This is a genomic window from Mesorhizobium sp. L-8-10 (genome assembly GCF_016756635.1).
GTDB lineage: Bacteria > Pseudomonadota > Alphaproteobacteria > Rhizobiales > Rhizobiaceae.
The window spans coordinates 3,340,813-3,365,797 of the sequence record NZ_AP023263.1 but is presented as its reverse complement, the minus strand read 5'-3'; the positions used below and the strand labels follow the sequence as shown (position 1 = coordinate 3,365,797).

Annotated in this window: 17 protein-coding genes and 3 pseudogenes; 6 read left to right on the top strand and 14 right to left on the bottom strand. The window is 62.6% G+C overall.

Going from position 1 to position 24,985, the window contains the following annotated elements; translation table 11 throughout:
- Positions 1-102: 102 nt before the first annotated feature.
- The 6 genes and pseudogenes from mdlC to JN280_RS15560 form a co-directional block, all read right to left on the bottom strand.
- Positions 103-1,707: a benzoylformate decarboxylase gene (gene mdlC, locus JN280_RS15580; RefSeq protein WP_244743346.1), complete on the bottom strand. Its 1,605-nt coding sequence runs from the start codon at positions 1,705-1,707 to the stop codon at positions 103-105.
- Positions 1,708-2,008: 301 nt separating this feature from the next.
- Positions 2,009-2,197, bottom strand: a complete 189-nt coding sequence (locus JN280_RS15575; protein WP_202313345.1) for an AtuA-related protein — start codon at positions 2,195-2,197, stop codon at positions 2,009-2,011.
- A 14-nt stretch (positions 2,198-2,211) separates the two neighbouring features.
- A pseudogene (locus JN280_RS40300) lies at positions 2,212-2,367 on the bottom strand (AtuA-related protein); the annotation flags it as partial.
- A 258-nt stretch (positions 2,368-2,625) separates the two neighbouring features.
- Positions 2,626-3,540 carry an IS5 family transposase gene (locus JN280_RS15570; protein ID WP_202304624.1) on the bottom strand — a complete coding sequence of 305 codons (915 nt, stop codon included), beginning with the start codon at positions 3,538-3,540 and terminating at the stop codon, positions 2,626-2,628.
- 67 nt (positions 3,541-3,607) lie between these two features.
- Positions 3,608-4,888, bottom strand: coding sequence for an acyclic terpene utilization AtuA family protein (locus JN280_RS15565; protein ID WP_274609096.1), 1,281 nt, complete (start codon positions 4,886-4,888; stop codon positions 3,608-3,610).
- A 312-nt stretch (positions 4,889-5,200) separates the two neighbouring features.
- A complete protein-coding gene (locus JN280_RS15560) occupies positions 5,201-7,288 on the bottom strand; it encodes an FUSC family protein (protein ID WP_202313341.1) in 2,088 nt (695 codons plus the stop codon).
- A gap of 520 nt (positions 7,289-7,808) precedes the next feature.
- On the opposite strand from JN280_RS15560, the pseudogene JN280_RS15555 reads away from it, so the two are divergent.
- A pseudogene (locus tag JN280_RS15555) lies at positions 7,809-8,293 on the top strand (transposase); the annotation flags it as partial.
- A 107-nt stretch (positions 8,294-8,400) separates the two neighbouring features.
- The gene (locus JN280_RS15550) at positions 8,401-9,963 is read left to right on the top strand and encodes a class I adenylate-forming enzyme family protein (RefSeq protein WP_202313339.1); all 1,563 of its coding nucleotides are present in this window, start codon (positions 8,401-8,403) and stop codon (positions 9,961-9,963) included.
- A 227-nt stretch (positions 9,964-10,190) separates the two neighbouring features.
- Here the strand turns inward: JN280_RS15550 and JN280_RS39460 are convergent, their stop codons facing one another.
- Positions 10,191-10,466 carry a hypothetical protein gene (locus JN280_RS39460; protein WP_244743729.1) on the bottom strand — a complete coding sequence of 92 codons (276 nt, stop codon included), beginning with the start codon at positions 10,464-10,466 and terminating at the stop codon, positions 10,191-10,193.
- Here JN280_RS39460 and JN280_RS15545 point away from each other — a divergent pair.
- Positions 10,350-13,496 carry a bifunctional cytochrome P450/NADPH--P450 reductase gene (locus JN280_RS15545; RefSeq protein WP_244743538.1) on the top strand — a complete coding sequence of 1,049 codons (3,147 nt, stop codon included), beginning with the start codon at positions 10,350-10,352 and terminating at the stop codon, positions 13,494-13,496. The two genes, JN280_RS39460 and JN280_RS15545, sit on opposite strands and share 117 nt — an antisense overlap.
- Positions 13,497-13,531: 35 nt before the next feature.
- Here the strand turns inward: JN280_RS15545 and JN280_RS15540 are convergent, their stop codons facing one another.
- A complete protein-coding gene (locus tag JN280_RS15540; protein ID WP_210387841.1) occupies positions 13,532-13,711 on the bottom strand; it encodes a hypothetical protein in 180 nt (59 codons plus the stop codon).
- Here JN280_RS15540 and fumC point away from each other — a divergent pair.
- The 3 genes and pseudogenes from fumC to JN280_RS15525 all read left to right on the top strand — a co-directional run bounded on the left by fumC (position 13,701) and on the right by JN280_RS15525 (position 18,070).
- Positions 13,701-15,104, top strand: a complete 1,404-nt coding sequence (fumC, locus tag JN280_RS15535; RefSeq protein ID WP_202313335.1) for a class II fumarate hydratase — start codon at positions 13,701-13,703, stop codon at positions 15,102-15,104. The genes JN280_RS15540 and fumC overlap by 11 nt on opposite strands.
- Before the next feature lie 48 nt (positions 15,105-15,152).
- Positions 15,153-16,784, top strand: a pseudogene (locus JN280_RS15530) (NAD-dependent malic enzyme); the annotation flags it as partial.
- Positions 16,785-16,969: 185 nt separating this feature from the next.
- Entirely contained in the window at positions 16,970-18,070 is a 1,101-nt protein-coding gene (locus JN280_RS15525) for a hypothetical protein (RefSeq protein WP_202313333.1), read from the top strand.
- Between the two features lie 206 nt (positions 18,071-18,276).
- Here the strand turns inward: JN280_RS15525 and JN280_RS15520 are convergent, their stop codons facing one another.
- From JN280_RS15520 to JN280_RS15495, 6 genes are all read right to left on the bottom strand, one after another.
- On the bottom strand, positions 18,277-19,689 hold the full coding sequence (locus JN280_RS15520; RefSeq protein ID WP_202313332.1) for an amidase family protein: 1,413 nt from the start codon (positions 19,687-19,689) through the stop codon (positions 18,277-18,279).
- Positions 19,690-19,737: 48 nt separating this feature from the next.
- Entirely contained in the window at positions 19,738-20,712 is a 975-nt protein-coding gene (locus JN280_RS15515) for an ABC transporter ATP-binding protein (protein WP_202313331.1), read from the bottom strand.
- Positions 20,705-21,724, bottom strand: a complete 1,020-nt coding sequence (locus tag JN280_RS15510) for an ABC transporter ATP-binding protein (RefSeq protein WP_202313330.1) — start codon at positions 21,722-21,724, stop codon at positions 20,705-20,707. The genes JN280_RS15515 and JN280_RS15510 overlap by 8 nt, the downstream gene beginning before the upstream one ends.
- Positions 21,724-23,148, bottom strand: a complete 1,425-nt coding sequence (locus JN280_RS15505; protein ID WP_202313329.1) for an amidase — start codon at positions 23,146-23,148, stop codon at positions 21,724-21,726. The genes JN280_RS15510 and JN280_RS15505 overlap by 1 nt, the downstream gene beginning before the upstream one ends.
- Before the next feature lie 2 nt (positions 23,149-23,150).
- A complete protein-coding gene (locus JN280_RS15500) occupies positions 23,151-23,921 on the bottom strand; it encodes an ABC transporter permease (RefSeq protein ID WP_202313328.1) in 771 nt (256 codons plus the stop codon).
- A 105-nt stretch (positions 23,922-24,026) separates the two neighbouring features.
- On the bottom strand, positions 24,027-24,971 hold the full coding sequence (locus JN280_RS15495; RefSeq protein WP_202313327.1) for an ABC transporter permease: 945 nt from the start codon (positions 24,969-24,971) through the stop codon (positions 24,027-24,029).
- Between the last annotated feature and the right edge of the window lie 14 nt (positions 24,972-24,985).

Here is a 24,985-nt window from a genome sequence, read left to right as displayed (position 1 = left end):
TGTCAGCCATCCGGGCCCTTGACGGCCGGTCCGAACAGGATCGCCCGCATTCGTCCCGCCCCGAGGGCCTGGAGAGACTATTTCTTGGCCCTGAAGGCTTGCCTACCCAAGCAGCGATCTTAGCTTGGGCGATATCTCGACTTCGATCACCGTCGTGCCTTTGTTTGCCAGCGCCGTCTCCAGAGCAGACTTGAAGTCCTCTGCGGACCTGACTTTCGCGGTTCTGGCGCCGTAGCCGCGCCCGAGCGCCTCGATGTCGAGCCCGGGCAGATCGAGCCCCGGAACATTCGGGGTTTCCTCCAGGATCGCGAATTCCTTCAGGATCGCGTATTCGCTGTTGCGCATGGCGACGAAGACGAGATGAGCCTGTTCCTGGACGCCGGTATAGATACTTTGCACCGAATACTGGAACGAGCCGTCTCCGATCACCGCGATCACAGGTCGGTTGCGGCCGCTCACCGCTTCGGCAAGGGCAAGACCGACAGCCGCCGGCATGTCCCAGCCAAGTCCGCCGGATGCGAAGGTGTAGAACATGTCCGGCTTGTCGATCGGGATCTGCCGTTCCAGTTCGATGACGTTGGAAGGAGATTCTTCCACCAGCACGTAATCCGCCGGCGCGGTCTCCCGGATCAGGCTGTAAACCGCGTCCGGTGTCAGAGGCAGGGCCGCATAGTCCGGCACCGGCGCCGGATACTTCTTGTAGGGATTTGCTTTTTCAGCGCGCCTGCTCAACAGGGGCTGGACCGCCTCGAAGAAGAGCTTGCTGTCGGAGACGAGGCTGTCTCCGACAGGTGCTTTGGCCGACATGTCAGGATCGTCGGTAACATGCAGCAGTTTCGTTCCTGCAGGCAGGTAGTCGCCGGGGACATAGGGATAATACCGGAAAACAGGAGCACCGATGGTCACAACGAGATCATGCCCTTCGAGCCGCTTGCAGATCGGGCCTATGGCCGAGGGCAGCGTGCCGGCATGCAGCCGGTGGCTTTCCGGAAACGGCGTGCGCTCCGCGAAAGGTGCCGTCAGTACCGGTGCGGAAAGCGCCTCGGCGAACGCAATCCCCTCCTCCCAGGCCTCTGACCGCGCAATGTCTGAACCATAGACAAGGACTGGATTGGACGCGGCGTTGATGCGCTCCGCGAAATCCTTGATCCGTGCCGGGTCCGCGGCGGAACGCAATGCGACCGAGCGAACCACGGCACGTCCCTCCATGTCCTTGTCCCAATCGTCCAGTGGCAGGGACAGGAACACCGGCCCGCTCGGCTGCTGGATGGCGGCGGCATAAGCCCGCATGAAGGCCGCTGGAACGTCCCGCGCCCGAGCAGGCTCGTAGCTCCACTTCACCCAGGGCTGGGGCAACAGCGTCGCATTGACATTCGTCAGAAGCGGTTCCAGGAGCAGCATGTCTCGGGTCTGCTGGCCAGCGGTCAAGATCAAAGGTGTCTTGTTCTGATAGGCCGTCAGGATGCAGCCCATCGCGTTGCCGAGGCCGGCGCCCGTATGCACGTTGACAATGACGGGCTTGCGCAGGCCTTGCGCCAGACCATCCGCGATACCGACCACGCTCGCTTCCTGCAGTGAAAGCACATAACGGAAATCGTCCGGAAAGTTCTTAAGGAACGTCTCTTCGGTGGATCCGGGATTGCCGACGATCGTCGTCAGGCCGAGGTCGCGAAGCAAATCGAAGGTAACGTCTTTAACAGTTGGCATTTGCAATCCATCCTTCTGAGCTAATGGAAAACAAATGGCAACAAGAAAATCGAGATCATGACGTATTGATTAAAACTTGCTGCCACAGGCTCTTGCAAAGAGGCTATCGAAGTCGAGTGGTCGGAACAGGACCTGATATTGATGTTTTAAGGAAACTCTGATCCGCGCACCCCGTACCCACGCGGAGCCTCTCGGATCACATCTCAGTTTCGCCAAAATAGACCAGTCAACCACGTCGACGTTCGAACGTGCTTGGTGCGCCGGCGGCAGCAACAGCTTCGCAACAGCTTCGCTGTGCACGCTACATCAGCGCCTGGACTTCCGCAACCGTCGGCACCTGAAAGTCTATCGGCACCGGGATGTCCAGTTCCAGCATCAGGCCACTGAGTGACTTGCCGTGCTTGTCGTGTCGAAGTCCGGCAACGACACCCCCGTCAAGCGCGGCATGCAGGACGAAGATGAAACCGTAAGGGGTCTCCTCTCGCTCCACCAGGCCGCGAACGATGTCAAGAAGGCGCTTTGCACATATTCGGCCGTCAAGATTCCGCGCAGGAGCTCAATGTGCTCGGACTTGTACGGCAGGACGGCGATCAACGATGTGTTGAACTTGTCTCCGGTACGCGCGTGGGCCAACTCGTAAAGCTTGACGTTCTTTCTCATTGGTCCACTCCCACCATTCGTACGGAGCCATGTACCCTCTTCCCGCGGAATCGTAAGGGGGATCAGCGGGTCATAACGATGGAGTGCTTTTCTAAAGTTGGGGCGTCCCGCCCTTAGACGTTCTTCGCCCGTATGTGGCGGGCATCAGCGGCCCGTCGCCGCCGATCCGCGCAACTTTCTCCAGCCTATCGGCTCAGTTTCTGCTCACTTGCTCCCGATTTTGCCCTCGATTTCCTGATTTTGGACGCAGCCTTCCCCTCAGGCCGTGCCGGCCTTGACGAGAACGAGCGCCCGTTTGGCATTTATCGCGCAGGCGACAAGCTGCAGATGGCAGTGGTTGCGCGCCAGGCCGAGATAGCGAACCCGGGCCATGCCGTACCAGTTCTTCATCGTCGCGTTGGTCCGCTCGATGCCGGCCCGCACGCTGGCGGCGACCTTGTTCATCCACTTCTGCCAATTCGGCTGCTGCTTGCCCCGCTTGGCCTTGTAGGCAATCCGGTCCTTGATGCCTCGATCCGCCAGTTCGTCGCGCAGCGCCTGACTGTCATAGGCCTTGTCGGCGTAATAGGCCTCTTCGTCACCTTGAATGAGCACAGCGCCCATCTGGCTGTCATGCAGATCGGCCGAGCTCATCTCCGCCTGGCGTATCAGCCCGCTCTCCGCGTCGCCGGCGAGATGGGCCTTGTAGCCGAAATAGGTCTTGCCGTGCTTGTGCGTGAAGCCTGCATCCGGATCGCGCGCCGACACCTGGCCCTTCTCGTAGTCGGGCCTGGCCACCGCCGCCGAGATGATGGTGGCGTCAACCAGCGTGCCGCGCCTTACCAGAAGACCGCGCCCTTCCAACTGCCGGTTCAATTCGGCAAGCAGCTTATCTTGAAGCGCCAGTTCGACCAGCCTCTGGCGGAAGCGCCAGATCGACATGTGGTCCGGTGTCTTTTGATCGAGCGGAAACCCACAGAAGCGGCGGAACGACAGCCGGTCGGCCACCGCTTCTTCCGCCGCCGGATCGGACAGGCCGTACCATTGCTGCAAGAGCGCAATCTTGAACATTGCTATCGGCGGGTAGCCGGGCGCCCCCAGAGCATCGTTATGGATTTCCCGGAACAGCACCTCGAAAGCCGACCAATCGATCAACTTCTGCACTTCTTCCAGAAACTTGTTACCCCTGCTCACGTCACGCACCAATGCATCGGCGAGTGAAGGTTGCGCCAAGTTACGACGAGACATAGCCGAATCAATCCTAACTTTTCTCTATTGAATCATAGAGTTGGGACTTTTGAAAAGCGCTCCGATGGACCGAGGTTTCGACTCCTCCGCCGCCGTAGGCGCCATTCAGATAAAACCCCGCGAACGAGCGTGCGATATACTCCGCCTCCGCGCGATCCTCGACAATCGCGCTGTAGCGAAACTCGACATATCTCGGATCGGGATCGTCCTTGAGCGCGGCAGCGCGCGGCAGGTCGTTATACAGGTAGACACTGTCCAGGATGTTGTTGGCGGAGTGGCGCAGTCTTTCCGACCAAACATCGCCGATAAGCAGGGCGCGTTTCAACGCGTCATGACCACGAAACCGAAGTGCCAGTACAATATTGTAACCGGCCTGGTAGCCAAGCAAAACCTTCAGGGTCGCGGGACGTTCACGGCCGACAAACCCTGTCACACGCACGCGGTTCTCACCTGCCTGCTCGACGCGCACGTGACGGAATTCTGCGATGACGTCAGGGGTCACGTAAGATGAAAAGCTGTGAACCTCGTAGTGGAGCTGCTCCAAAACGGTGCGTGCCGAGAGATGTCCGCCGCTGCCGGGAAGTTTGGTGATGATGACTTCATTCGCCTCATCATCGACTTCCGCGATAGGATAACCAATATTCGCGAGGCCGGAGACGAGCTTGCGCTCGCAATCGGAGAAGTAACCTCCCGTGGAATGGCCGCTGCACTCAAGGAGGTGACCAACGACCGTTCCCATGGCGATCTTGTTCCAGTCGCCCGCGTTCCAGTTGAACGAATGGGAGAGCGCCGCCACGAACATGGACGGGTCCGCGACGCGGCCGGTAATCACGATGTCGGCGCCCTGATCAAGCGCTTCGCGAACCGGCTCGTAGTAAAGATAGACGTTCGCCGACCCGAGGTTATCGCGGATGGTGCTCGGATCCGTCGGCAGGAAAGCATCGCTTCCCGCAATGATCTGGTAGATCGCCGGCGTAAAAATATTGTCCTTGTTGGTCTCGTAGTACCCTTTCACATCATCGCCTTCAACCACGGCGATCTTCGCGGTGACTCCATTCTCGCGCAGGAATTCAACAAGCCATTGGGCTGCTGCGCGGGGATTTGCCGAGCCGTCATTCGTTATGATCCGTATGCCGCGGCGCAGGCACGCGAGCGCGCACCGGCGCATTCGTTCTTCGAAGAGCATGCCATAGCCGGGATTGACACCCTCTTCGATCCGAATATGGGCGTCGTGGATCGTTCGCTCCGCGAGAGCCTCGAAAATGAGGAAGTCCATCTCTCCGTAGTTAGCCAGATCCTCCGCGGTTCGACAAAAACTTCGCTGAAACCGGAACCTGAACCGATGCGCACAACCCGCCCCATGGCGGAACCTCCTCGCTTTTGATCAGGTATGTCAGCATTCTAGATAGTATTCGCTTTAGTATTCGCACTCACATTTTCATATCCTAGTACCCGTAGATTGACAAACGCATTCGGGACACGTCACCTATGTTGCCTGTGCGTAAATGGCCCTGAAGAATTTCCCGAGTTCGTTACAGGCACGCAGATGAGATCCTGGTAATGCGGAGCGGCAACAAGCCGGGCGCGAACTGGCGCTCCGGTCCGGTCAGGCCGACACTTTGACCGAGGACGGCGCCTGAGGCACGGGAGACGACAGCAACTCTCCCCGTCTCAATCCGTCGAGACACCGGAGAAGCTTGCGCGCGTAGTAGAACGCGGCTACCCAGTCGGTCAGAAGCCTGGTGTCCGCCTCGGCGACTTGAGGCATTGCCGCCGGCCAATCCTCCGCCAGCCCCGGCTCCGTCTGCTTGCCGCCTTGCCGAACCGTCTCGAATTCATTCTGGATCCGGGCGTCAAGCCTTTCGACCAGCGCCACGATGTCCCGGTCCAGGACCTGCCCTTGCGACGCCGAGAGGACGCTTGCCCGCGCCTGCCGGTAGAGAACCGCGTAGTCCGCCAGTACGAACACCACTGTGTCGAGAGCGCTTGAAACCGCCAGAATGGAAGACCAGGGTGCCTGTTCCGCCCGGTATGCCCTAGCTTCCGTTACCAGATTTGCGGCAGCCTGGCGCAGTTTGATGTAGTCCGCGTTAACTTCACCACTGGTGTCTTTCAGGTAGGCGGCACAAGAGGCCAGATAGGATGCTGTCAGGGATTTGACACTGACATCCATGCGCCTGGGAAACAGGACCCAGGCAACCGCAAGCCCGACGCCCGCTCCAATGGCCGTGTCATAGAGACGCCACCAGAGTTCGACGATAGGCACGTGTTCCAGCGTCTGCAATCCGATCACGATCAGGAAGGTGACGAACCCGGCCGCGATTGTGTAGTTCCTGTCGATAAAGATAACGAAGGCCGGTATCGCCAGAACAGCCAGGGCCAGACGGACCACCGGAAATTCGGAAAGCAGCGGGTCGATCACGACTGCGGCAAGGACACCGGCAGCCGTACCGAGCGTGCGCTGGAACGACTTCCGCAGGGTGTTGCCCAGGTTGTTGCACAAAACGACGACCACCGTGAGGGTGATCCAGTAGGCGTGGCTCAGACCGAATGCGGAGCCGAACGCAATTCCGACCGCTGCCGCGACAGCCGCCTGAAGGGCCAGGATCCAGGAAATCCGGTGCCACCAGCCCTCAGCCGAACGAACCGCCGCCGGCGCGCGCGCGGCCGGTAACGTGCCGCCTTGCCTGGAAAGCTGCAGGAGGCGCCTGAAGGATTGTGCCAGCCTGAACGTGTGGAACCGGTCGTCGATCTGCACGTCCTTTCCGGGCTGCATCCAGTCCGCCTCGAGCGGTGCCCGATCCTCACTGCCAGCGTCTTCGATCCTGAGTGCAAGATGGCGGACAGAATTGCGATAGCCCGCGTCGGCGGCGAGTTTCGCCCGGCATTCCGCCGACATCTGAGTGAGGGCGTCATTCACGACCTCCAGCGCGAGCTGCATCATCGTGGCCGTTTCCGGCACTAGGCCCTTTACCTCTCCTCCCCGTGCGGCCAGCGCCGCGGAGATCCCCAATTCGACCCGAAGGTCCAAAATCCCGGAGATTGACTTTCGAACCGCAAGCTCATCCGGAAACCCGCTATCCGTCACCCGCCGGAAATGGTCTGCCATGGCGCGCCGCGTGGCGCGTTCCAGCTGCCGGAACGTTGCTTCAGGCGAAGGCCGCCAAAGGCCGAGACGGACGATCATTGCGATGGCGACCCCGAGAGCCGCCATGGTCGGCAGCCAGAATCCGGCAGGGTTTGACAGGTTTGCAATGTAAACGAACAGCCAGGTGATGGAGATCATGCGCCCCGCTCGCTGCCAGAACGGGTTCACGCCGAATAGCCCGAAGCCCAGAGCGACCACCCCTATCCAGAGCACCTGCAGGAGCGTCCCGGCCGATTTGCCGCCCAGTACACCAAGCAAGGCACCGGCGCCGAAGAGCGCCGTGGTGACAATGCCGTTCAGCAAGAGAACGCGCGCTTCCTGCTGCCGGGTTGAGACCGGTGTGAACAGCATGCAGAACGCGCCTGCCGCCGCGGCCAGCACGGCCAGTTGCAGCCCCGATTCCTCCGAAGTGAAGTGGGACAATTGTTCGCCTGCCGCCGCCGCAACGACAATCGTCAGCATCATATGGATACCGCGCACTAGGCGCATGGCTCCAGGATCGTAGCGGTACAGCCGGGAAATGACGTCAGAGCCTTGCTGAAGCATCGCCTGAACTGGATCCCAATTTGTAGACGGTTGTAACCATTCGACCAATCGTGACGATCGAATTCGGCGGGCTACAATAGGCGAGAGTCCCTTCTTACTGTGCAATCGGGCGGCAATGTTCGTAAAGCCCAATCGTACTCTTGGGCCGGGATACGACGAAGCGGCTCGCGCCAAACGCGCAGTTGCCCTAGTCGCTCGCTTCAATCAATTTGAAATGATTGTGTGAAGCACGGAGGTGCTGGTGGCAAGGGCAAGAGCCCGGCGCAACAGCGGCTGAAGGCGCGGATATTGTTGAAGGCGGATGTCTCGGACGCCGGCCAAGGGTGAAGTGACAGCCAGATCATTGCGGCTCTGGAAACCACACCATCGATGCTCTACCGGGTGCGCAAGCAGCTGGTGGAGGAGGGTCTTGAGGCGGTGCTGAGCCGCAAGCAACGCGCCACGCCGGCAGTGGCGCGGATTTTCGATGGCGAGAAGGAAGCCAAGCTGATTGCCCTGGCCTGTTCGAAGCCGCCGTTTCCTGTTCGAAGAACATGCCGATGTCATCGTCAAAGGCAGCCGCAACACCGAATACGGCCACAAGCTCAACCTGACCACCGGCAGGAGCGGCACGATCCTCGATCCGGTGATCGAAGCGGGTAACCCCGCCAGCGATCGCTTGCTGCCGATGCTGGCGCGCCACATCGATGCCTGTGGTCACGCGCCTCGGCAGGCGGGAGCCGATGGCGGCTTCGCCACGCGCGACAACCTGGCCACAGCGAAGGCGTGGGGCGTCTCCGACATGGCCTTCCACAGGAATGCCGGCCTCAAGATCGACGACATGGTCAAAAGCAAGTGGGTCTATCGCAAGCTGCGCAACTTCCGCGCCGGCATCGAAGCCGGAGTATCGTCCCTCAAGCGCGCTTACGGCCTGCCCGCTGCACTGGCGCGGCCTTGATCACTTTCAAGACCTACGTCTGGTCCTCGGTCGTGGCCTACAACCTCGTCCTCTTCACCCGCCTGAGGGCCGCCTGCGGCTATTCAGCTTCGGCGACAACGCGAATCTTGAACTGCTGCTTCACCAAGGCTTCGGGCTGGGTTATTCTGGTAGTCAGGGCTATCAGGATGTCGCTATGCGGATTACCGGACCGCCGCTGGATGCGCCCCTCGATCTCGCCGAGATACTAAAGCAAGGTCTCGCCACGAAACCGGATTCGGAGGCGCTCGTATCACGCCGGCGGCGTTGGACGTGGCGAATGCTCGAATCCGCCTCGACGCGTCTCGCCGGCAACTATCTCGATCTCGGTCTCTCGCCGGGCGACCGGATCGCGTCTCTGATGCCGAACCGCACGGAGTTGATGGTTCATTACTTCGCATGCATGAAATGCGGGCTTGTCGCGGTGCCGCTGAACTACCGTTACATGGCGCCGGAAATCGACCATGCACTTGCGGTGAGCGGGGCGAAAATCCTGCTTGCCCATGACGAACGCCGGGAGGATCTAGCTGGAAGCAAACTTGCGGGCAAACTTCCGCTCGGCCAGATCAGCTATGGCGAGAATGGCGGACGAGGTGACCCAAGCTTCAAGTCGCTGACGGAAGGCGAGCCAACCCGCGGATTCGCCCCGCCGAAGATGGAGGACCCCGCGATCATCTTCTTTACCTCAGGTAGCACCGGCAAGCCGAAGGGTGTGGGCCACAGCTTCGCGACGTTGGGCTGGATCGTTGCCAGTGCAGCCAAGAGCTGGGAAATGGCTCCCGACGACATCATGATGCCCGGCGGGTCGGCATCCCACGTCGGCGGCCATCATTTGTCGATGATGACGTTCGCTACCGGTGGCAAGGTCGTCATGCCGCGTACCTTCGACGGCGACGAGATCCTGCCACTGTTGCGCGAGGAACGGCCGACCAAGCTGTGGATGCTGCCGTCAGCGCTTTATGCGCTGACCCGCGATCATGGCGCTGGCCGCGCGGATTTTTCCTCGGTCAAGGCGTGCTATTCGGGCGGCGACAAGGTTTCCGAGGCTCTCGAGAAGGAGTTCACCGCGCTCGCCGGCATCGCGATCGACGAGGACTACGGTATGACCGAGATCGGCATTCCGACCGTCAACCCGCCGGCTGCGGCGAAGATCGGGTCCGTCGGACTTCTTGGCCCGGGCTATCAGGCCTCGCTCCGGGATGACGACGGGCGTGAGGTTGCCACCGGCGTTGACGGGCGTCTCTGGATCAAATTTCCCGGCAACATGGTGGGCTACTGGAACGATCCGAAAGCGACGGCGGAAACGATTGTCGACGGCTGGCTGGACACTGGTGACGTGATGAGCGCAGACGAGGACGGCTATCTTTGGTTCCACGGCCGCAAGAAGCAGATCATCGTCCATGACGGCTCGAACATCTGCCCGCAGGAGGTGGAAGCCGCGCTGCTCGAACACGACGCCGTGGCCAGCGCCGGCGTGGTCGGCGTGCAGAGCGCCATGCACGGCGAGAACGTGCGGGCCTATGTCACGCTGGAGCCGGGTGCTGCGCCGCTCACGATGCAGGCCCTGATCCAATTCACTCGCGCCCGGGTCGGCTACAAAGCGCCCGAGGAAGTGATCGTCCTCGACAGGATGCCGCTGAATGCGACAGGTAAAATCGATCGCGTCACCCTCAAGCGCCTGGCGGAGAAAGGGCTCGAAGCCGCATCGGCTCAAAGCTGAGGACACCCATGTTGCATGCGGGGAGCGGGCGAAAGACAAGCCTCCCGGTGGGCAAAGGCTAGTTGTGACAATGGAAGGGAGACACCGTGATGACTCGAACCGGCCTGCTCCTGATGAGCAATGGAACGAGAAGCGCGGTATCTGCCCGGCAAAGTTCCTGACACGGGCCGATCGAGATCCACAATCACATGTTCATGGAAGGCAACTTCTCGCCTAAAGACTTATACTTACATTGAATGGCCGATCTGACCAAGATAGTTTGCTTGAGCTGAACTGGTCCATATGTGGAGGCTCGGATGACCGACCACACGCCATTTGAAGCGATTCCCAAACCGCCAGGCCACCCGGTGATCGGCAATCTGCTGGACATCAGAGGCGACGCGCCGCTGCTCAACATGATTGAGCTCGCGAAAGTCTACGGTCCGATCTTTCGCCTCGAACTCGGCGGACGCTCGGTCATCATCCTGTCGGGCTTCGAACTGGTTGACGAGGTCTGCGACCACGAGCGGTTCGACAAATTTCTCGGACCAGGCCTACTGCAGGCGCGTACCATAGCCGGCGACGGCCTGTTCACGGCGTGGACGCATGAACCCAACTGGAAGAAGGCCCACAACATCCTTACGCCCTCGTTCGGAGCGATGGCGGTCCGCAGCTATCTGCCCGAGATGGGCGACATCGCCATGCAGTTGGTCGACAAATGGTCCCGCCTCAACCCCGCCGAGGACGTGGACGTCGCCGCCGACATGACGAGGCTGACACTCGACACGATCGGATTATGTGCGTTCAGCTACCGCTTCAATTCCTTCTATGGCGAGGAGCCACCGCCGTTCGTCCAGGCAATGCTCGAGGCGCTGGCCTTTGCAACGGCCAATATCAGCAGACTGCCGATCCAGCGCAAGCTTCACTTCCGCGCTATGCGCAGGCTCCAGGAGAACGTGTCGACGATGAACGGACTCGTTGACCGGCTCATCGCCGAACGTCAGGCCGATCCAAATCGGGACAGGTATGCCGACCTCCTCCATGCGATGCTGGTCGGCGTTGATCGTCAGTCTGGCGAGACCCTCAACCTCGTCAACATCCGTTACCAGATCCTGACGTTTCTGATCGCCGGCCACGAGACAACAAGCGGCCTACTCACCTTTGCTCTCTACTACCTCCTTCACAATCCCGAGGTCCTGGCGAAAGCGTATGCGGAGGTGGACGAGGTGATGGGAGGCGATCTTTCATCGCCCCCGAGCCAAGATCAGGTGCGGCAGATGCGCTATGTCGGCCAAATCCTCAGCGAGACCCTGCGCATCTGGCCGACGGCGCCTGCCTTCACTCGCCATGCGTTCGAGAAGACCACGATCGGGGGCAAGTACGAGGTGTCGCCGGAAGACTCGCTGTTGGTCCTGATCCCAATGCTCCATCGGGACAAGGCGATCTGGGGACCGGACCCGGAGTCGTTCGACCCCTCCCGCTTTGACCCGGAAGCGGTCGCAAGCCGGCCGGCCAATGCCTACAAGCCTTTTGGCACTGGCTTTCGCGCCTGCATCGGTCGCTACTTTGCCCTGCAAGAGGCGGTGCTCGCGCTAGCCATGATCCTTCAGCGCTTCGAACTCGTCGACCACATGGGCTATGAGCTGCGCCTTCGGCAGACCCTGACCATCAAGCCGGTCGGCTTCCGCATCAAGGTACGACCTCGCGACGCTCGGCCCGCCGTGCCGGTGCGGGCGGCGGCCGCGGCACCGCCAGAGACCGAAACAGAGGCGGCAGCTCCCGCGAAAATGCGCGCTCGCGCGCCCCTTCTGGTGCTATTCGGATCCAACACCGGCACTTGCGAAACGATCGCTCATCGAATCGCCGAGGACTCGACGGCGCGCGGATATTCCTCCAGGGTCGAGGAACTTGATGCCCGAGCGGAAAGCCTGCCGGGTGATGGTGCCGTCGTGATCGTCACGGCCTCCTACAACGGCACACCGACCGACAACGCGGCAAAGTTCGTCGCGTGGCTCGAAGGGGGCTCGATCGCGCCGGGCGCCCTTTCCGGTGTGCGGTACACCGTTTTCGGCTGCGGCGACAAGGATTGGGCGGACACGTTCCAGCGGATTCCGCGGCTGATCGACGCAAAGCTTGAGCAACTGGGCGCCGAGCGCATCTACCCGCGCGGCGAAGGCGACCAGAGCGACGACATCGATACCCAGTTCAGGGACTGGTACGGCGGACTATTCGATTCTCTCGCCGCAGCCCTCCATGTTGCGACCGTCGATACCGCCGAACTCGTCAAAGGTCATCGGTACGAATTGGAACTGCTCACGGCGACAGCAGAGCCGGAAACGTTGGTAAGCGAGTTCGGCGCCCGTCCCCTGGCCGTCATCGAGAACCGCGAACTCCAGACGAAAGACGGCCCCAGGCCATCCGATCGCTCGACACGGCACGTGGTGTTCAGCCTGCCCGAGGGGCTGACCTATCTGGAAGGCGATCATCTGGGCGTGTTGCCGCGCAACTCCGCGGAACAGGTCGGGCGAGTCCTGAAGCGCTTTGCTTTTCCCGAGGATTCGCAAGTCCGTATCCGAATGAACGGCGGCGGCAAGGCCTTTCTACCGGTCGACCGGCCGGTACCGATCAGGTTACTGTTGTCCGGCTACTTGGCGATCCAGGATCCCGCCCGACGGTCGGACATCGAGGTGCTGGTCAACTATGCCGAGTCGCCGTCCGAGAAGGCGGAACTTGCTGCGCTGAGCGGGGAAGACCCCGAAAGCCTCGCCAGGTATCGCGAGGAAGTATTGGCGAGGAATCGGTCCGTGATCGACCTCCTTGAGGATTTCCCGTCATGCCGGCTCCCCTTCAACCTCTTCATCGAGCTCGTCCCGTTGCTCAGGCCGCGCTACTTCTCGATATCGTCGTCTCCACTGGTCTCGCCTTCGGCGGCAAGCATCACCGTGGGCGTGGTCAAGGGGGCCGCGCGCTCAGGGCACGGCACCTATTGTGGCGTCGCCTCCGGCTACCTTGCGGGGCTCGCCAACGGAACCGAGGTTGAATGCTTTATCCGCCCACCGAGCATTCCCTTCTTCCCGCCGGACGATGCCATGCGGCCGATGATCATGATCGGTGCCGGCACCGGCATTGCCCCGTTCCGTGGCTTTCTCGAGACCCGGGCGGCAAAGAAGTCCAGCGGCGAGAGCGTCGGCCCGGCGGTGCTGTTCCACGGCTGCCGGAACCGTGACCAGGACCATATCTACGCCGACGAGTTCGAGGCAATGGCGCGCGCCGGGGTTGTCGAGCTCCAAATGGCCTACTCCCGGCCCGACGACGGTATGAAATGCTACGTGCAGGACCGCCTCGCCCAATGCGGCGACCGGCTCTGGGACCTGATCGATCAGGGGGCGAACGTCTATGTATGCGGGGACGCCGGAACGATGGCCCCCGCTGTCGAGCGGGCATTCATCGAGATTTGCGGCGCAAAGCTCGGCATCGATGCCGATGCGGCTGGCAAATGGCTCGCGGCAATGAAGTCAGAAAAGCGCTATCTGGTCGATATCTGGCCGCGGTGACATTTTGTCTACATAACTTCCTTCGTGGCGATGGCTCAATGCTGCGTGAGCAGCTGCTTCATCTGCATTACCTCGGCGCCCGCCGCCACTTTTGTTTGGCTGACGGCGAGAAATGTGTCAACCTCGCGGCCGGTCGGGACTTGCGCGCCAAGCTTGACCGTACCGCGGCAGAGGCCGCGCACCACGTGATAGTGGGGATGCGCGATGACCGGCATCAGGAGTGAGAGAGACAGCCTGGGCGAAGTCGACGTTCCTGCCGACAAGCTCTGGGGTGCCCAGACCCAGCGCTCGCTGGAGCATTTCAGCATCGGCAGGGACCTCATTCCACGGGAGATGATCGCCGCCTACGCCACGCTGAAGAAAGGTGCGGCCAATGCCAATCACGCCGGCGGGCGGCTGGGCGCGCGCGAGCATGGGCTTATCGTACAGGTTTGCGACGAGATTCTTGCCGGCCAGCATGCAGACATGTTCCCGCTGCACGTCTGGATGACGGGCAGCGGCACGCAGTTCAATATGAATGTGAACGAGGTCATCTCCAACCGCTGCTGCCAGATCGCGGGCACGCCGCTCGGCAGCAAGACGCCTGTGCACCCCAACGATCATGTCAACATGGCGCAGTCGTCCAACGATTCCTTTCCGTCGGCGATGTATGTCGCGACCGCAGTGAACGCCAAAGAGCGGCTGCTCCCGGCGTTAAAGGCCTTGCACGACGCCATCTCGGCGAAAGCCGAAGGCTGGCAGGACGTCATCAAGATCGGCCGGACACACATGCAGGACGCGACACCGCTGACCCTGGGACAGGAATGGTCGGGTTATGCCGGCATGCTTGCAGACGGTCTGGAGCGGCTGGAGAGTGCTTTGCAGGGGGTCTACCGCTTGGCGCTCGGCGGAACCGCAGTGGGCACCGGCATCAACTCGGCGCCCGGTTTCGCCGAGGCCGCAGCGGCAGAGATTGCCGCTCTGACCGGGTTGCCGTTCGTGAGCGCGCCCAACAAATTTGCCGTACAGGGTGCTCACGACGCGCTTGTGCAGTTCTCGGGAACGCTGCGCACACTGGCGGGCTCGCTGTACAAGATCGGCAACGACATCCGTCTGATGTCCTGCGGCCCGCGGGCTGGCTTCTCCGAACTCGTCATACCGGAGAACGAGCCGGGTTCGTCAATCATGCCGGGCAAGGTCAATCCAACCCAGGCCGAGGCGCTTACCATGGTGGCGGTGCAGGTGATGGCCAATGACGTGGCAGTCGGCTTTGGCGGCGCCAGCGGCTATCTGGAGATGAATGTCTACAAGCCGCTTATCATCTTCAACATTACCAATTCGATCACGCTTCTGACGGACAGCTGCACCAACTTCCGCAAGTTCTTGGTTGAGGGCACCGAGCCGAACCGAAAGCGGATCGCCGAGTTCGTCGAGCGCTCGTTGATGCTCGTGACCGCGCTGGCGCCGGTGATCGGCTACGACAAGGCATCTCAGGTAGCGCACCATGCGATGGACAATGACCTCACGTTGAAAGCGGCCGCCCTGGAACTCGGCCTGGTCAGTGAGGCGGATTTCGACCGGATCGTCGACCCGGCCAAGATGGTGAAGCCCTACGTTGCGTCCGCCTGACGTGGGTTTCGCCCATCGGTCAGATTCCGACCCAAGAAGGAGACCGTCCCAATGGCAACCGGCATGCGCGGTATGGAACTGCTTCAGAACGCGTCGCTCAACAAGTCCACGGCCTTCACCGAAGCCGAGCGGCAGGCGCTGGGCCTTGTCGGGCTGGTACCTGACGTCACCGAAACCGAAGACATCCAGCTCAAGCGCGTGTTGATGCAACTCGGCCACAAGAACACCGACCTGGAGCGCTACATCCACCTCGTCAATCTGCTCGACCACGACGAAACGCTATTCTACCGGACCATCATGTCTGACCCGGCCCGGTTCCTGCCGATCATCTACGACCCGACCATCGGCGAGGCCTGCCTGAAATTCGGCCACATATATCGCCAAGCGCGTGGCATGTATCTCTCGATCGAGCGGCGCGGCAAGGTCAAAGACGTTCTGCGGAACTGGCCGCAGAAGGACGTTCGGTTCATCTGCGTCACGGACGGAGGCCGCATCCTCGGTTTGGGCGACCTCGGCGCCAATGGCATGGGTATTCCGATCGGCAAGCTGCAACTCTACACAGCCGCGGCTGGCGTGCCGCCCCAGTACCTCCTGCCGATGTATCTCGACGCCGGTACGAACAACCAGCAATACCTTTCCGATCCACTCTATCTCGGCCTGCGCAAAGCGCGCCCCGCGACCGAAGACCTCTATTCCTTCGTGGACGAATTCGTCCAGGCCGTGCAGGATGTGTTCCCCAAATGCTGTATCCATTTCGAGGACTGGACCGGCGTCGATGCGGTGCATCTGCTGCAGCGCTATCGCGACAAATTTTGTGTCTACAATGACGATGTGCAGGGAACGGCCGGCATAACGCTGGCGGGTATGATCAACGCTGCGAAGCTCAAGGGCAGCAAGCTTGGCGACGAGAAGTACCTGTTCCTTGGCGCAGGGTCCGCCGGAATTGGCCTTGCCAACTTGCTCTGCTCAGCATTGGCGCAGGAAGGGATGTCGCTTCAGGACGCGCAGTCGCGCGTGCACATGTTCGACGTCAAGGGATTGCTCGAATCGACCCGCACCGACCTCGTGGACTTCCAGCGGCCATATGCGCATCCGCATGCCCCGACGGCCGATTTCCTTGAGGCTATCCGGAGTATCAAGCCGACAACGATCATCGGCGTCAGCACCGTCGGCGGTGCCTTTACCCAGGCGGTGGTAGAGACGCTATCGACGATCAACGAGCGGCCGGTGATACTGGCTCTTTCAAACCCCACCGAACATGCCGAATGTACCGCCGAGCAGGCCTATGCCTGGTCAGGAGGCAAAGCGATCTACGCCGCGGGCGTGCAGTTTCCGCCGGTCCACCTCGCCGGAACCACCTTCCTGCCGGGACAGGCCAACAACTTCTACATTTTCCCCGCGGTCGGGATGGCGATCTTCGCCACCCAGGCCAGCCGAGTCTCAGACGAGATGTTCATCGAGGCCGCGCGCGCGGTCGCCGACCAGGTGCCTGCGGAACTTCTGAACCAGGGGCTGCTTTACCCGCTGCAGTCGAACATCCTGGAGACCGAGATACAGACCGCGGCGCGGGTGGCAAAGCTCGTATTCGATTCAGGCCTTGCCCGTGTCGGCCGTCCGGACGACATGGTCGCGTTCATCCGCGCCCATGTCTACAAGCCGGAATATCCGTCGCTCATCTGAATTTCGGCGCCGAGAGGTGGAACTCGGTTTTTCGGGAGGAGGCTCGCTGGCTGGGTCATAGCATGAGCTGACGCCTGCATCATTCGAAGGGTCTGCAAGGCCACCAAGTGTCAGACGGGCGCCCATCCTTGCCATGGCGGCTTTTCTGCGACCGCATCGCGTCAGCAACCGCACAAGGACTGCCAATGCCCAAGCACTCGTTGGAAACGCGCAAATCGACTGAGCGCATGGTAGACTACGACAGGCATTCCTCCGCTCAGCAGAGCATCATCTCGAGCCACGATGCCCGAATTCGCGAGTTGGCACGGCAGGTTGGTCGTGGCGGCCGCGAAATGCGGGTGATGGACTATGGGTGCGGGCCCGGAACGAGCGCGATCATCGCGGTGCGGCCTGCATTGGAGGTGTTTCGTGCCCGCTTTCACGACGCTCCGCTGGTGGTCTGCCACGCGGATCAGCCTGGAAATGACTGGAACGCATTGTTTGGGCTTGTCTATGGTCCGACGGGCTACCATGCCGGCATCGACAACGTGCGAACCGAGGCGTCGATCGGATCGTTTTACGAGCGAATGGCCGACGACAGTTCTGTCGATCTGGCAACCTGCTTTGCAGCAAGCCACTGGCTCAGCCGTGCCGTCAGGCTGCAGTCTCCGGGCACGGTCTGGTTTGCCGACCTTCAGGGTGACGCAAGACAGGAAATGGCTGAGCTTGCCCGGCGCGACTGGATGAATTTCCTTCGCCTGAGGGCAAGGGAACTGAAGCCGGGCGGATTCCTGTTCGTCTCCACTCTCGGCTCGATCCCCGACGGCGCCGAACGCAACGGCGCGGCGGCATCCGGTCGGGGCATTTATCGGGCGCTTCAGGTTGTCGCCGAGAGCATGGCACGTGATGGTCTGATCGATGCGGACGTCCTCGACGGCTTTGTCTTTTCGCTCTGGTTTCCGACGGCAGAGGAAGCGCGCTCGCCGATCGAGGGCGACGACGATTTGCTCCTTTCCTTTGAAATCGTGACGATCGAGGTCACCCCGGCACCGCACAATCCGACAGACTTCTTCGCCGGACTGAGCTCTGATCCCGAGAAATATGCGAACGCCTACACGGGATACATTCGTGCCTTCGCCGACTCGACGTTGCGTACCCAATTGCTTGCTCCCTCCGCCACGGGTCCCCAAAGCGAAGATGGACTGGCCGACGAGTTCTACAGGCGACTGCACGATTTGTACCAGACCCGCCTCTCGGAGTTCGCGTTCGAGCTGTGGCATTTGACGGTTATCCTGCGAAAAATGTAGGATCATCCGGCACTGTCGGTGCGCACGAAGGGCGCATCCTCCGATTCCAATTCCATTCGAGGTTTTTGTTGGGAATGCGGTTCTGCCGCGGGGCGGTCGTACTATGACACCCCGGTGCCAACTCGATACTCCTTCCGGTAACTCCGCAAGCAGACCCGTTCCACCGTCCGCGTCGTCGCCAGGCGGAGGGATTCATCCCCTTCAATTCACGCGTCAAATGGCGTGACGGGCAGTATGGGAGTGTCTTGACCGGTGATGCTGTGCCCTGCCGCAAGCAGTATGTCTTCGCGAAAGCGGCTGGCGACGACCTGAACGCCGCTGGGTATCTTTTCGGGATCGCGCACCGCAACGGCAAGGGCCGGCAAGCCCAGAACCGGCAGGGAGACCTGCGTCAACTGCGCTTCGGAAGTGAGGTTGCCGTTGTGCAGGCCTTGCAGGTCGAAGTCCTGGGGAAGCGGCGGGCGGGACGACACCGGCATCAGCACCGCGGGCCAGGTTTCGAGGTACTGCAGCCATTTCCGCAAGGCCGCCGCGCGCAGGCGGAACGCCGATGAAACGTCGGCGAGCGAGGGACCATCCTTCAGCTTCGAGACCACGCGCTCGATCGTATTGATGGCGCCCGGATCGCCCTCACGATAGACCGCGGACCGCACCGCGCGGATGTCGTCGCCGCCAAACATGAGGATGAGCTGGAGGGAGACCATTTCGCGCAGCGGCGGCAAAGCGTCGACTTCGTCCACCTGCCAGCCGTCGTCGACCAATCGTGCCGAAGCCGCTCGCAGCGCCGCTTCGACCTCGGGCTCAGTCTCGAGGCCGTCCGGCCGGACACAGAGTGCCGCCCTTCGGGGAAAGTCCGGGCCGCCGAGCGGCGCCGGCACCCACCAGGGATCGCGCGCGTCGGGCGCACTCATGGCGGCGAGCGCAAGGCGCAGGTCGCTCATGCACCGGGCTATCGGACCTTGAACCGACATCAACTGCGCGCCGATGGAAGGTTCCGTCGGTGCCGTGCCGTTGAAGGCCGCGATGCGGCCCGGCGTCGGCCGCAGGCCGTGCACGCCGCAGGCATAGGCGGGATAGCGCAGCGAGCCGCCGATATCGTTGCCATGCGCGATCGGCCCGATCCCCGCCGCCACGGCCGCTGCGGCGCCGCCGGAGGACCCGCCAGGCGTGACCGACGCGTCGCGAGGGTTGAGCGTCCTGCCGTGCAACTGGTTGTCGGTAAACCAGCGCATCGAGAAGGCGGGCGTGTTCGTGCGCCCCAGGATGGTCGCGCCCGCGACGCGGAGATTGTCCACCACCGGGCTGTTGCCATCGGCGACCAGATCCCTGTTGGCGCGAAGTCCGTTCGTGGTCGCGTGGCCCTTCTGATCGATGTTGACCTTGATCGTCACCGGCACCCCTGCCAGGGGCCCGGGATCGCCGCCCGCCGCGATGCGGGCATCCGTCGCGTCGGCGGCAGCCAGAACTTCGCCGGGGCGGCAGGCGACGACCGCATTGATGGCGGGGTTCACGGCGTCCAGCCTGGCCAGCGCCGCCGAAGCCACCTCCCGCGCGGACACCTGTCTTCCACGCACCAGCGCAGCGATTTCTGTGGCTGTCAGGGTCCAGAGGGGGTTCACTCGTTCAGTCTTTCCCGTCACCGTTTGCTGCTCCCGTCGCACGATGCCTCATGACGCGGAAGCGACGAAATGGCAGGCCGTCCGGTGCGCCCGGCGGTCCTCTGCCGCGACTGGTCGGAGTTCCGGCACGCGTTCGGAGCAGACCTGCTGCGCCATCGGACAGCGGGTGCGGAACCGGCAACCGGAGGGCGGATCGATCGGACTCGGGACGTCGCCCTGCAAGACGATGCGCGCCTTCTTCGCTGCTCTGACATCCGGGTCGGGAATCGCCGACAGCAGCGCCTGCGTATAGGGATGGCGGGGCGCATGCAGGACGCTGGCGGTCTCGCCGATCTCAACGATCCGACCCAGATACATGACGGCGATGCGGTCGCTGACATAGCCGACGGCGGCCAGGTTGTGGGCAACGAAGACATAAGTCAGACCGAGTTCGCGCTGCAGATCGCCCATGAGGTTGAGTATCTGGGACTGCACTGAGACGTCCAGCGCCGAGATCGGCTCGTCCGCGACCACGAGCCGCGGCCGCAGCACCAGCGCACGCGCAATGCCGATGCGTTGCCGCTGCCCGCCGGAGAATTCATGTGGAAACCGCTCCATCGCATCGGGCCGCAGCCCCACCTTCTCGAGCGTTTCGCGGATCAGCGCGTCGCGCTCCGCCCGCCCCATGCCGCCCCGCGCCACAAGACCCTCTCCGATGATGTTGCGCACGCGCATACGCGGATCGAGGGAGTCGTTGGGGTCCTGGAAAATATACTGCATCTGCCTGCGCACGGATTTGCGCTCGCGGCCGCTCAATCCGGCGACGTCCTCGCCGGCAAAGATCACCCTGCCCCGGTCGGCCCGGTGCAACCCGACGATCAACTGCGCCGCGGTCGACTTGCCGCAACCGGATTCGCCGACGAGGCCGAGCGTCTCTCCCTCGTGGACGTCGAGGTCCAAGCCATCCACAGCCTGGACGACCTTGCCGCGGCCGATCAGAAAATGCTTGGTCACGCCGCGCAGCGTCAACAACGGCTCAAGCATCCGCGCCTCCAATCCGCGCTGGGGCGGCAGCCTGCCGTGCTTCGGCCAGCCAACAGGCTGCCCGCTGCGCACCGACGACGAAATGCGGCGGCGCCTCGGTCACGCAGCGATCGAGGGCGTGCTGGCAGCGGTTTGCGAAGCGGCAGCCCCTCGGCCAGGCCTTCGGACTCGGCACGATGCCAGGGATCGAGTTCAACCGCTCGTCTCGGCGCATTCCCAGCCGCGGAATGCAGTCCATCAGGCCTCGCGTATAGGGATGCCGCGGTTCGGTCATGACGGCGGCGACCGGTCCTTCCTCGACCACCTGACCGCCATACATGACCACGACGTCGTCGCAGATCTCCGCGACGACGCCGAAGTCGTGGGTAATGAACATGACCGCCATCCCCAGTTCCTCACGCAGCCTCAGGATCAGATCGAGAATCTGCGCCTGGATCGTCACGTCGAGCGCGGTGGTCGGCTCGTCCGCGATCAGCAGTGCGGGATCGCAGGCCAGCGCCATGGCGATCATGATCCGTTGACGCATGCCGCCGGAAAGCTGGTGCGGATAGTCGTCGACGCGCCGTTCCGGCGAGGGAATGCCGACGAGCCGCATCAGTTCGATCGCGCGGTCGCGGACCTCGCGCCGACCAACCCTCCGGTGCAGGCGGATGTTCTCGGCGATCTGGGCACCGGCGGTCAACACCGGGTTCAGCGAGGTCATCGGTTCCTGAAAGATCATCGCGATCTCGTTGCCCCGCAGTTCGCGCAAGCTGCGCTCGTCCTCGGTGGCCAGGTCGCGCCCGCGGAACAGGATGCGGCTTCCGGGTTCGATCCGCCCGGGATGCTGGATCAGTCCCATGATCGAAGCTCCGGTCACGCTCTTGCCGGATCCGGATTCGCCAACCACGCCCAATATCCGGCCGGCGCCGATGGACAGGCTGACGCCGTCCACGGCACGCGTCGCCGAGCCGGACGAGTGGAAATAGGTGCGCAGATTCTCGACCCGCAGGAGTTCCGGCGCCGCGACCATCACGCGGCTTCCAGATGTTCGGGCGGATGCATGTCCCGCCAGGGAAAGGTGAGCTCGAACTGGCGCGCCGCCCTCAGGACGAGCGCCTCCTCGTTGGGACGCCCGATGATCTGCAGGCCGACCGGAAGCCCGCCGACGAAACCGCAGGGCACGCTGGCGGCGCAGTAGCCCGCGAAATTGATAGGCAATGTGTAGGACACCAGTGCCGGGATGCGCTGGGTCATGTTGTCCGTCTCGATCACCGGGGCGGTGATGCCGATAGTCGGGGCCAGAAGCAGGTCATAGTCGCCGAACGCCGCTTCCAGGCTGCGGATGAACCTGGCGCGGCGCAGGATCGCGCGCGAGTATTCGGTCCCGGATACGCCCGCGGCCCATTCGAAACGGGTCTGCGCATAGGGCGTAAGCTGCGCGAACCTCAACGGGTCGCGCTCCAGTTCCTCGCCAAGATTGGCGCGCCGGTCGACGAAGTCCAGTATGCGCCAGGCCTCGTCCACTCCGTCGGTGTCGAGCCGCAGCGGTTCGGGGGCCAGTCGCGCGCCGAAGGTTCCGATCATTTCCGCCGACGCGCGCACCACGCTCAGGACCTCCGGAGCCGAGAACCCTTCGGCAACTGTATTGTCCCACCAGGCGACCCGGACGCCTTTTATGCCCGCATCGAGCGCGGCCAGATAGTCGGGCGGCGCATCGGTGCGGCAGAAAGGATCCTGGGGCATCGGGCCGGCCAGAACCTGAAGCAGCGTCGCCGCGTCTCTTACGTCGCGCGCCATCGGGCCGATCGAAGAGAAGAACATCGTCGACCCGAACCCGCCATGCCGGGGCACGCGGCCGAAGCTCGGCAGCATGCCGAAGATGCCGCACTGCGCCGAGGGAAGCCGTATCGAGCCACCGGCGTCGCTGCCGAGCGCGAGCGGGCCGAAACCCATCGCCAGCGCCGCCGCTGCGCCGCCGCTTGACCCGCCTGCGGTGCGCCGATGTTCCCAGGGATTACGGCATTCGCCGGAAATCAGCCCGACGGTGCGCCAGTACATGCCGAATTCCGGCGTGTTGGTCTTTCCGAGGATCACTCCGCCGGCTGCCCGGATGCGCGCGACATAGACGCTGTCTTCTTCGGGAATGTGGTCTTCGAACACCTTGGAGCCGCCGGTCGTGCGAAGCCCCTTGGTAAAGAACTGATCCTTGATCGTTACCGGCACGCCTGCAAGGGGGCCGGGTGTCCTCCCCTCGGCGATCGCCCGATCCACCGCCCGCGCCTCGGCGATCGCGACGTCGCCGGCCAGTGTCAGGAAGGCGTTGATACGCCTGTCGAGACGGCTGATCCGCTCGAGCAATCGCGCGGTGATCTCTTCGGCGCTCGTCTTCCGGCTGACCACCAGCTCGCGCAGGCGCCAGGCGGGCAGCCAATGGATATCTTCGGCATCTGTCATTTTCAGCTACCCGTCTTCGGATCGAATTTGTCGCGGAGCCCATCGCCCAGCAGAAGGAATGCCAGCACGACCAGAACGATCGCGGACCCTGGCGCCAGGACCAGCCATGGCGCCCGGGTCATGACGGAAGTCGATTCAGCGATCATCCCGCCCCAGGTCGGTGTTGGCGGCTGGATGCCCATGCCCAGAAACGACAGCGCCGATTCGGTCAGCAGCGCCGCGGTGATGACCGAAGTCGACTCGATGATCAGCGGCGTCGAGATGTTGGGCAGTACATGGGTCAGCAGGTTGCGCGTAGAAGACACGCCAAGAACTTCCGCCGCCAGCACGAACTGCCGCCGGCGCAACAGCAGCGTGGCCGAACGGGCGACGCGCGCGAATTGCGGCACGAACAGGATCGACATCGTCAATATCAGATTTGACGTGCTGGTTCCCAGCATGGCGACCAGCGCCACGGCCAGCAGGAGCGGCGGAAACGCCTGAAGAACGTCGAGAACCCGCATCAACGCCGTATCGACCGAGCCAACGTTGTACCCGGCCACCATGCCCCACGCCGCCCCTGCGACCAGCGACAGGGCCATTGCACAGAAGGCTACGGTCAGCGAGGTCCGGGTGGCGTCCAGCGTCCGGGCCAGCACATCCCGCCCGAGCAGGTCGGTCCCGAGAAGGTTCGCGGCGCTCGGCGGCTGCAACGACATCGCGACCATGTCAGTCGGCCCGAAGGGCAAGACGAGCGGCCCGGCAAGCGCTGACACCAGCACGGCGACGAGCATGAGGCTGCCGATCCTGACGAGCGCGTTCTGTCGGCGAAAGGCACCGATCATGGCACCAGCGGACAATTCCGACCGTCGCGCCATCCGGGATTGCTCAGACATCGATCAGATCCTCGGATCCAGAAAATGGTAGGTCAGATCCACGACCAGGTTGATCAGGACCACCATTGCGCCGACGGCGAGGACAGTTCCTTGCACCAGCGTGTAATCCCGGGTGCTGATCGCGCTCAGCATGAGCTGCCCCATTCCGGGCAGGCCAAAGACCTGCTCGACGACGACAACTCCGGAGATCAACTGCGCTGCGATCAGACCCGAAGCCGTGACTACCGGCAGAAGCGCCGTTCGCAGACCGTGGCGCAGCAGGATGCGCATCGGCCCTGCTCCCTTGGCGCGCGCGGTCTGGATGTACTGCTCCCGCATGACCTCCAGCATGGCGCCGCGCGTGTAGCGCATGATCGTCGAGGCCGAGGACAGCGCCAGCACGCAGGCTGGCAGGAACAGCGTCGCAACCGCACCGACCGCGTCCCTGCCGAAGTCGATGGTGTTGAAAAGCCGCACGGCCGGCGCGAAGAGCGAAAAGAACAGCACGGCCGTCACGCTCGCGAAGAAGGTCGGCACCGCCATCCCGGCCAACGAAGCTATGCGCAGGAGAAAGTCGGAGATCCGGCCGCGCCTGCTGGCGGCGAGAACCCCCGCCGGTATGCCGATCAGGACCGAAATGCCCAGCGCCATCACCGTGAGCACCAGGGTGACCGGCAGATGCGACAGGATTTCCTTCGAGACCGGAACCTTGCTGATCAGCGAAAGTCCGAGATCGCCCTGCGCGACGCCGAGGATCCACAACAGGTATTGCGTCACAAGCGGCCTGTCGAGGTTCAGACTGCGCCGGATGTTTTGGGCTTCCTCCGAATCCGGTGCGATCTCAGCGCCGGCGATGACCGTCACGACATCGCCGGGAACGAGGTGGATCAGCAGAAAACTCACCACCGACATGCCGAACAGAACCGGCACAACCAGCATCAGCCGTCGTAGCAGGACCGACGATCCCATGTCCGCGATCGCCC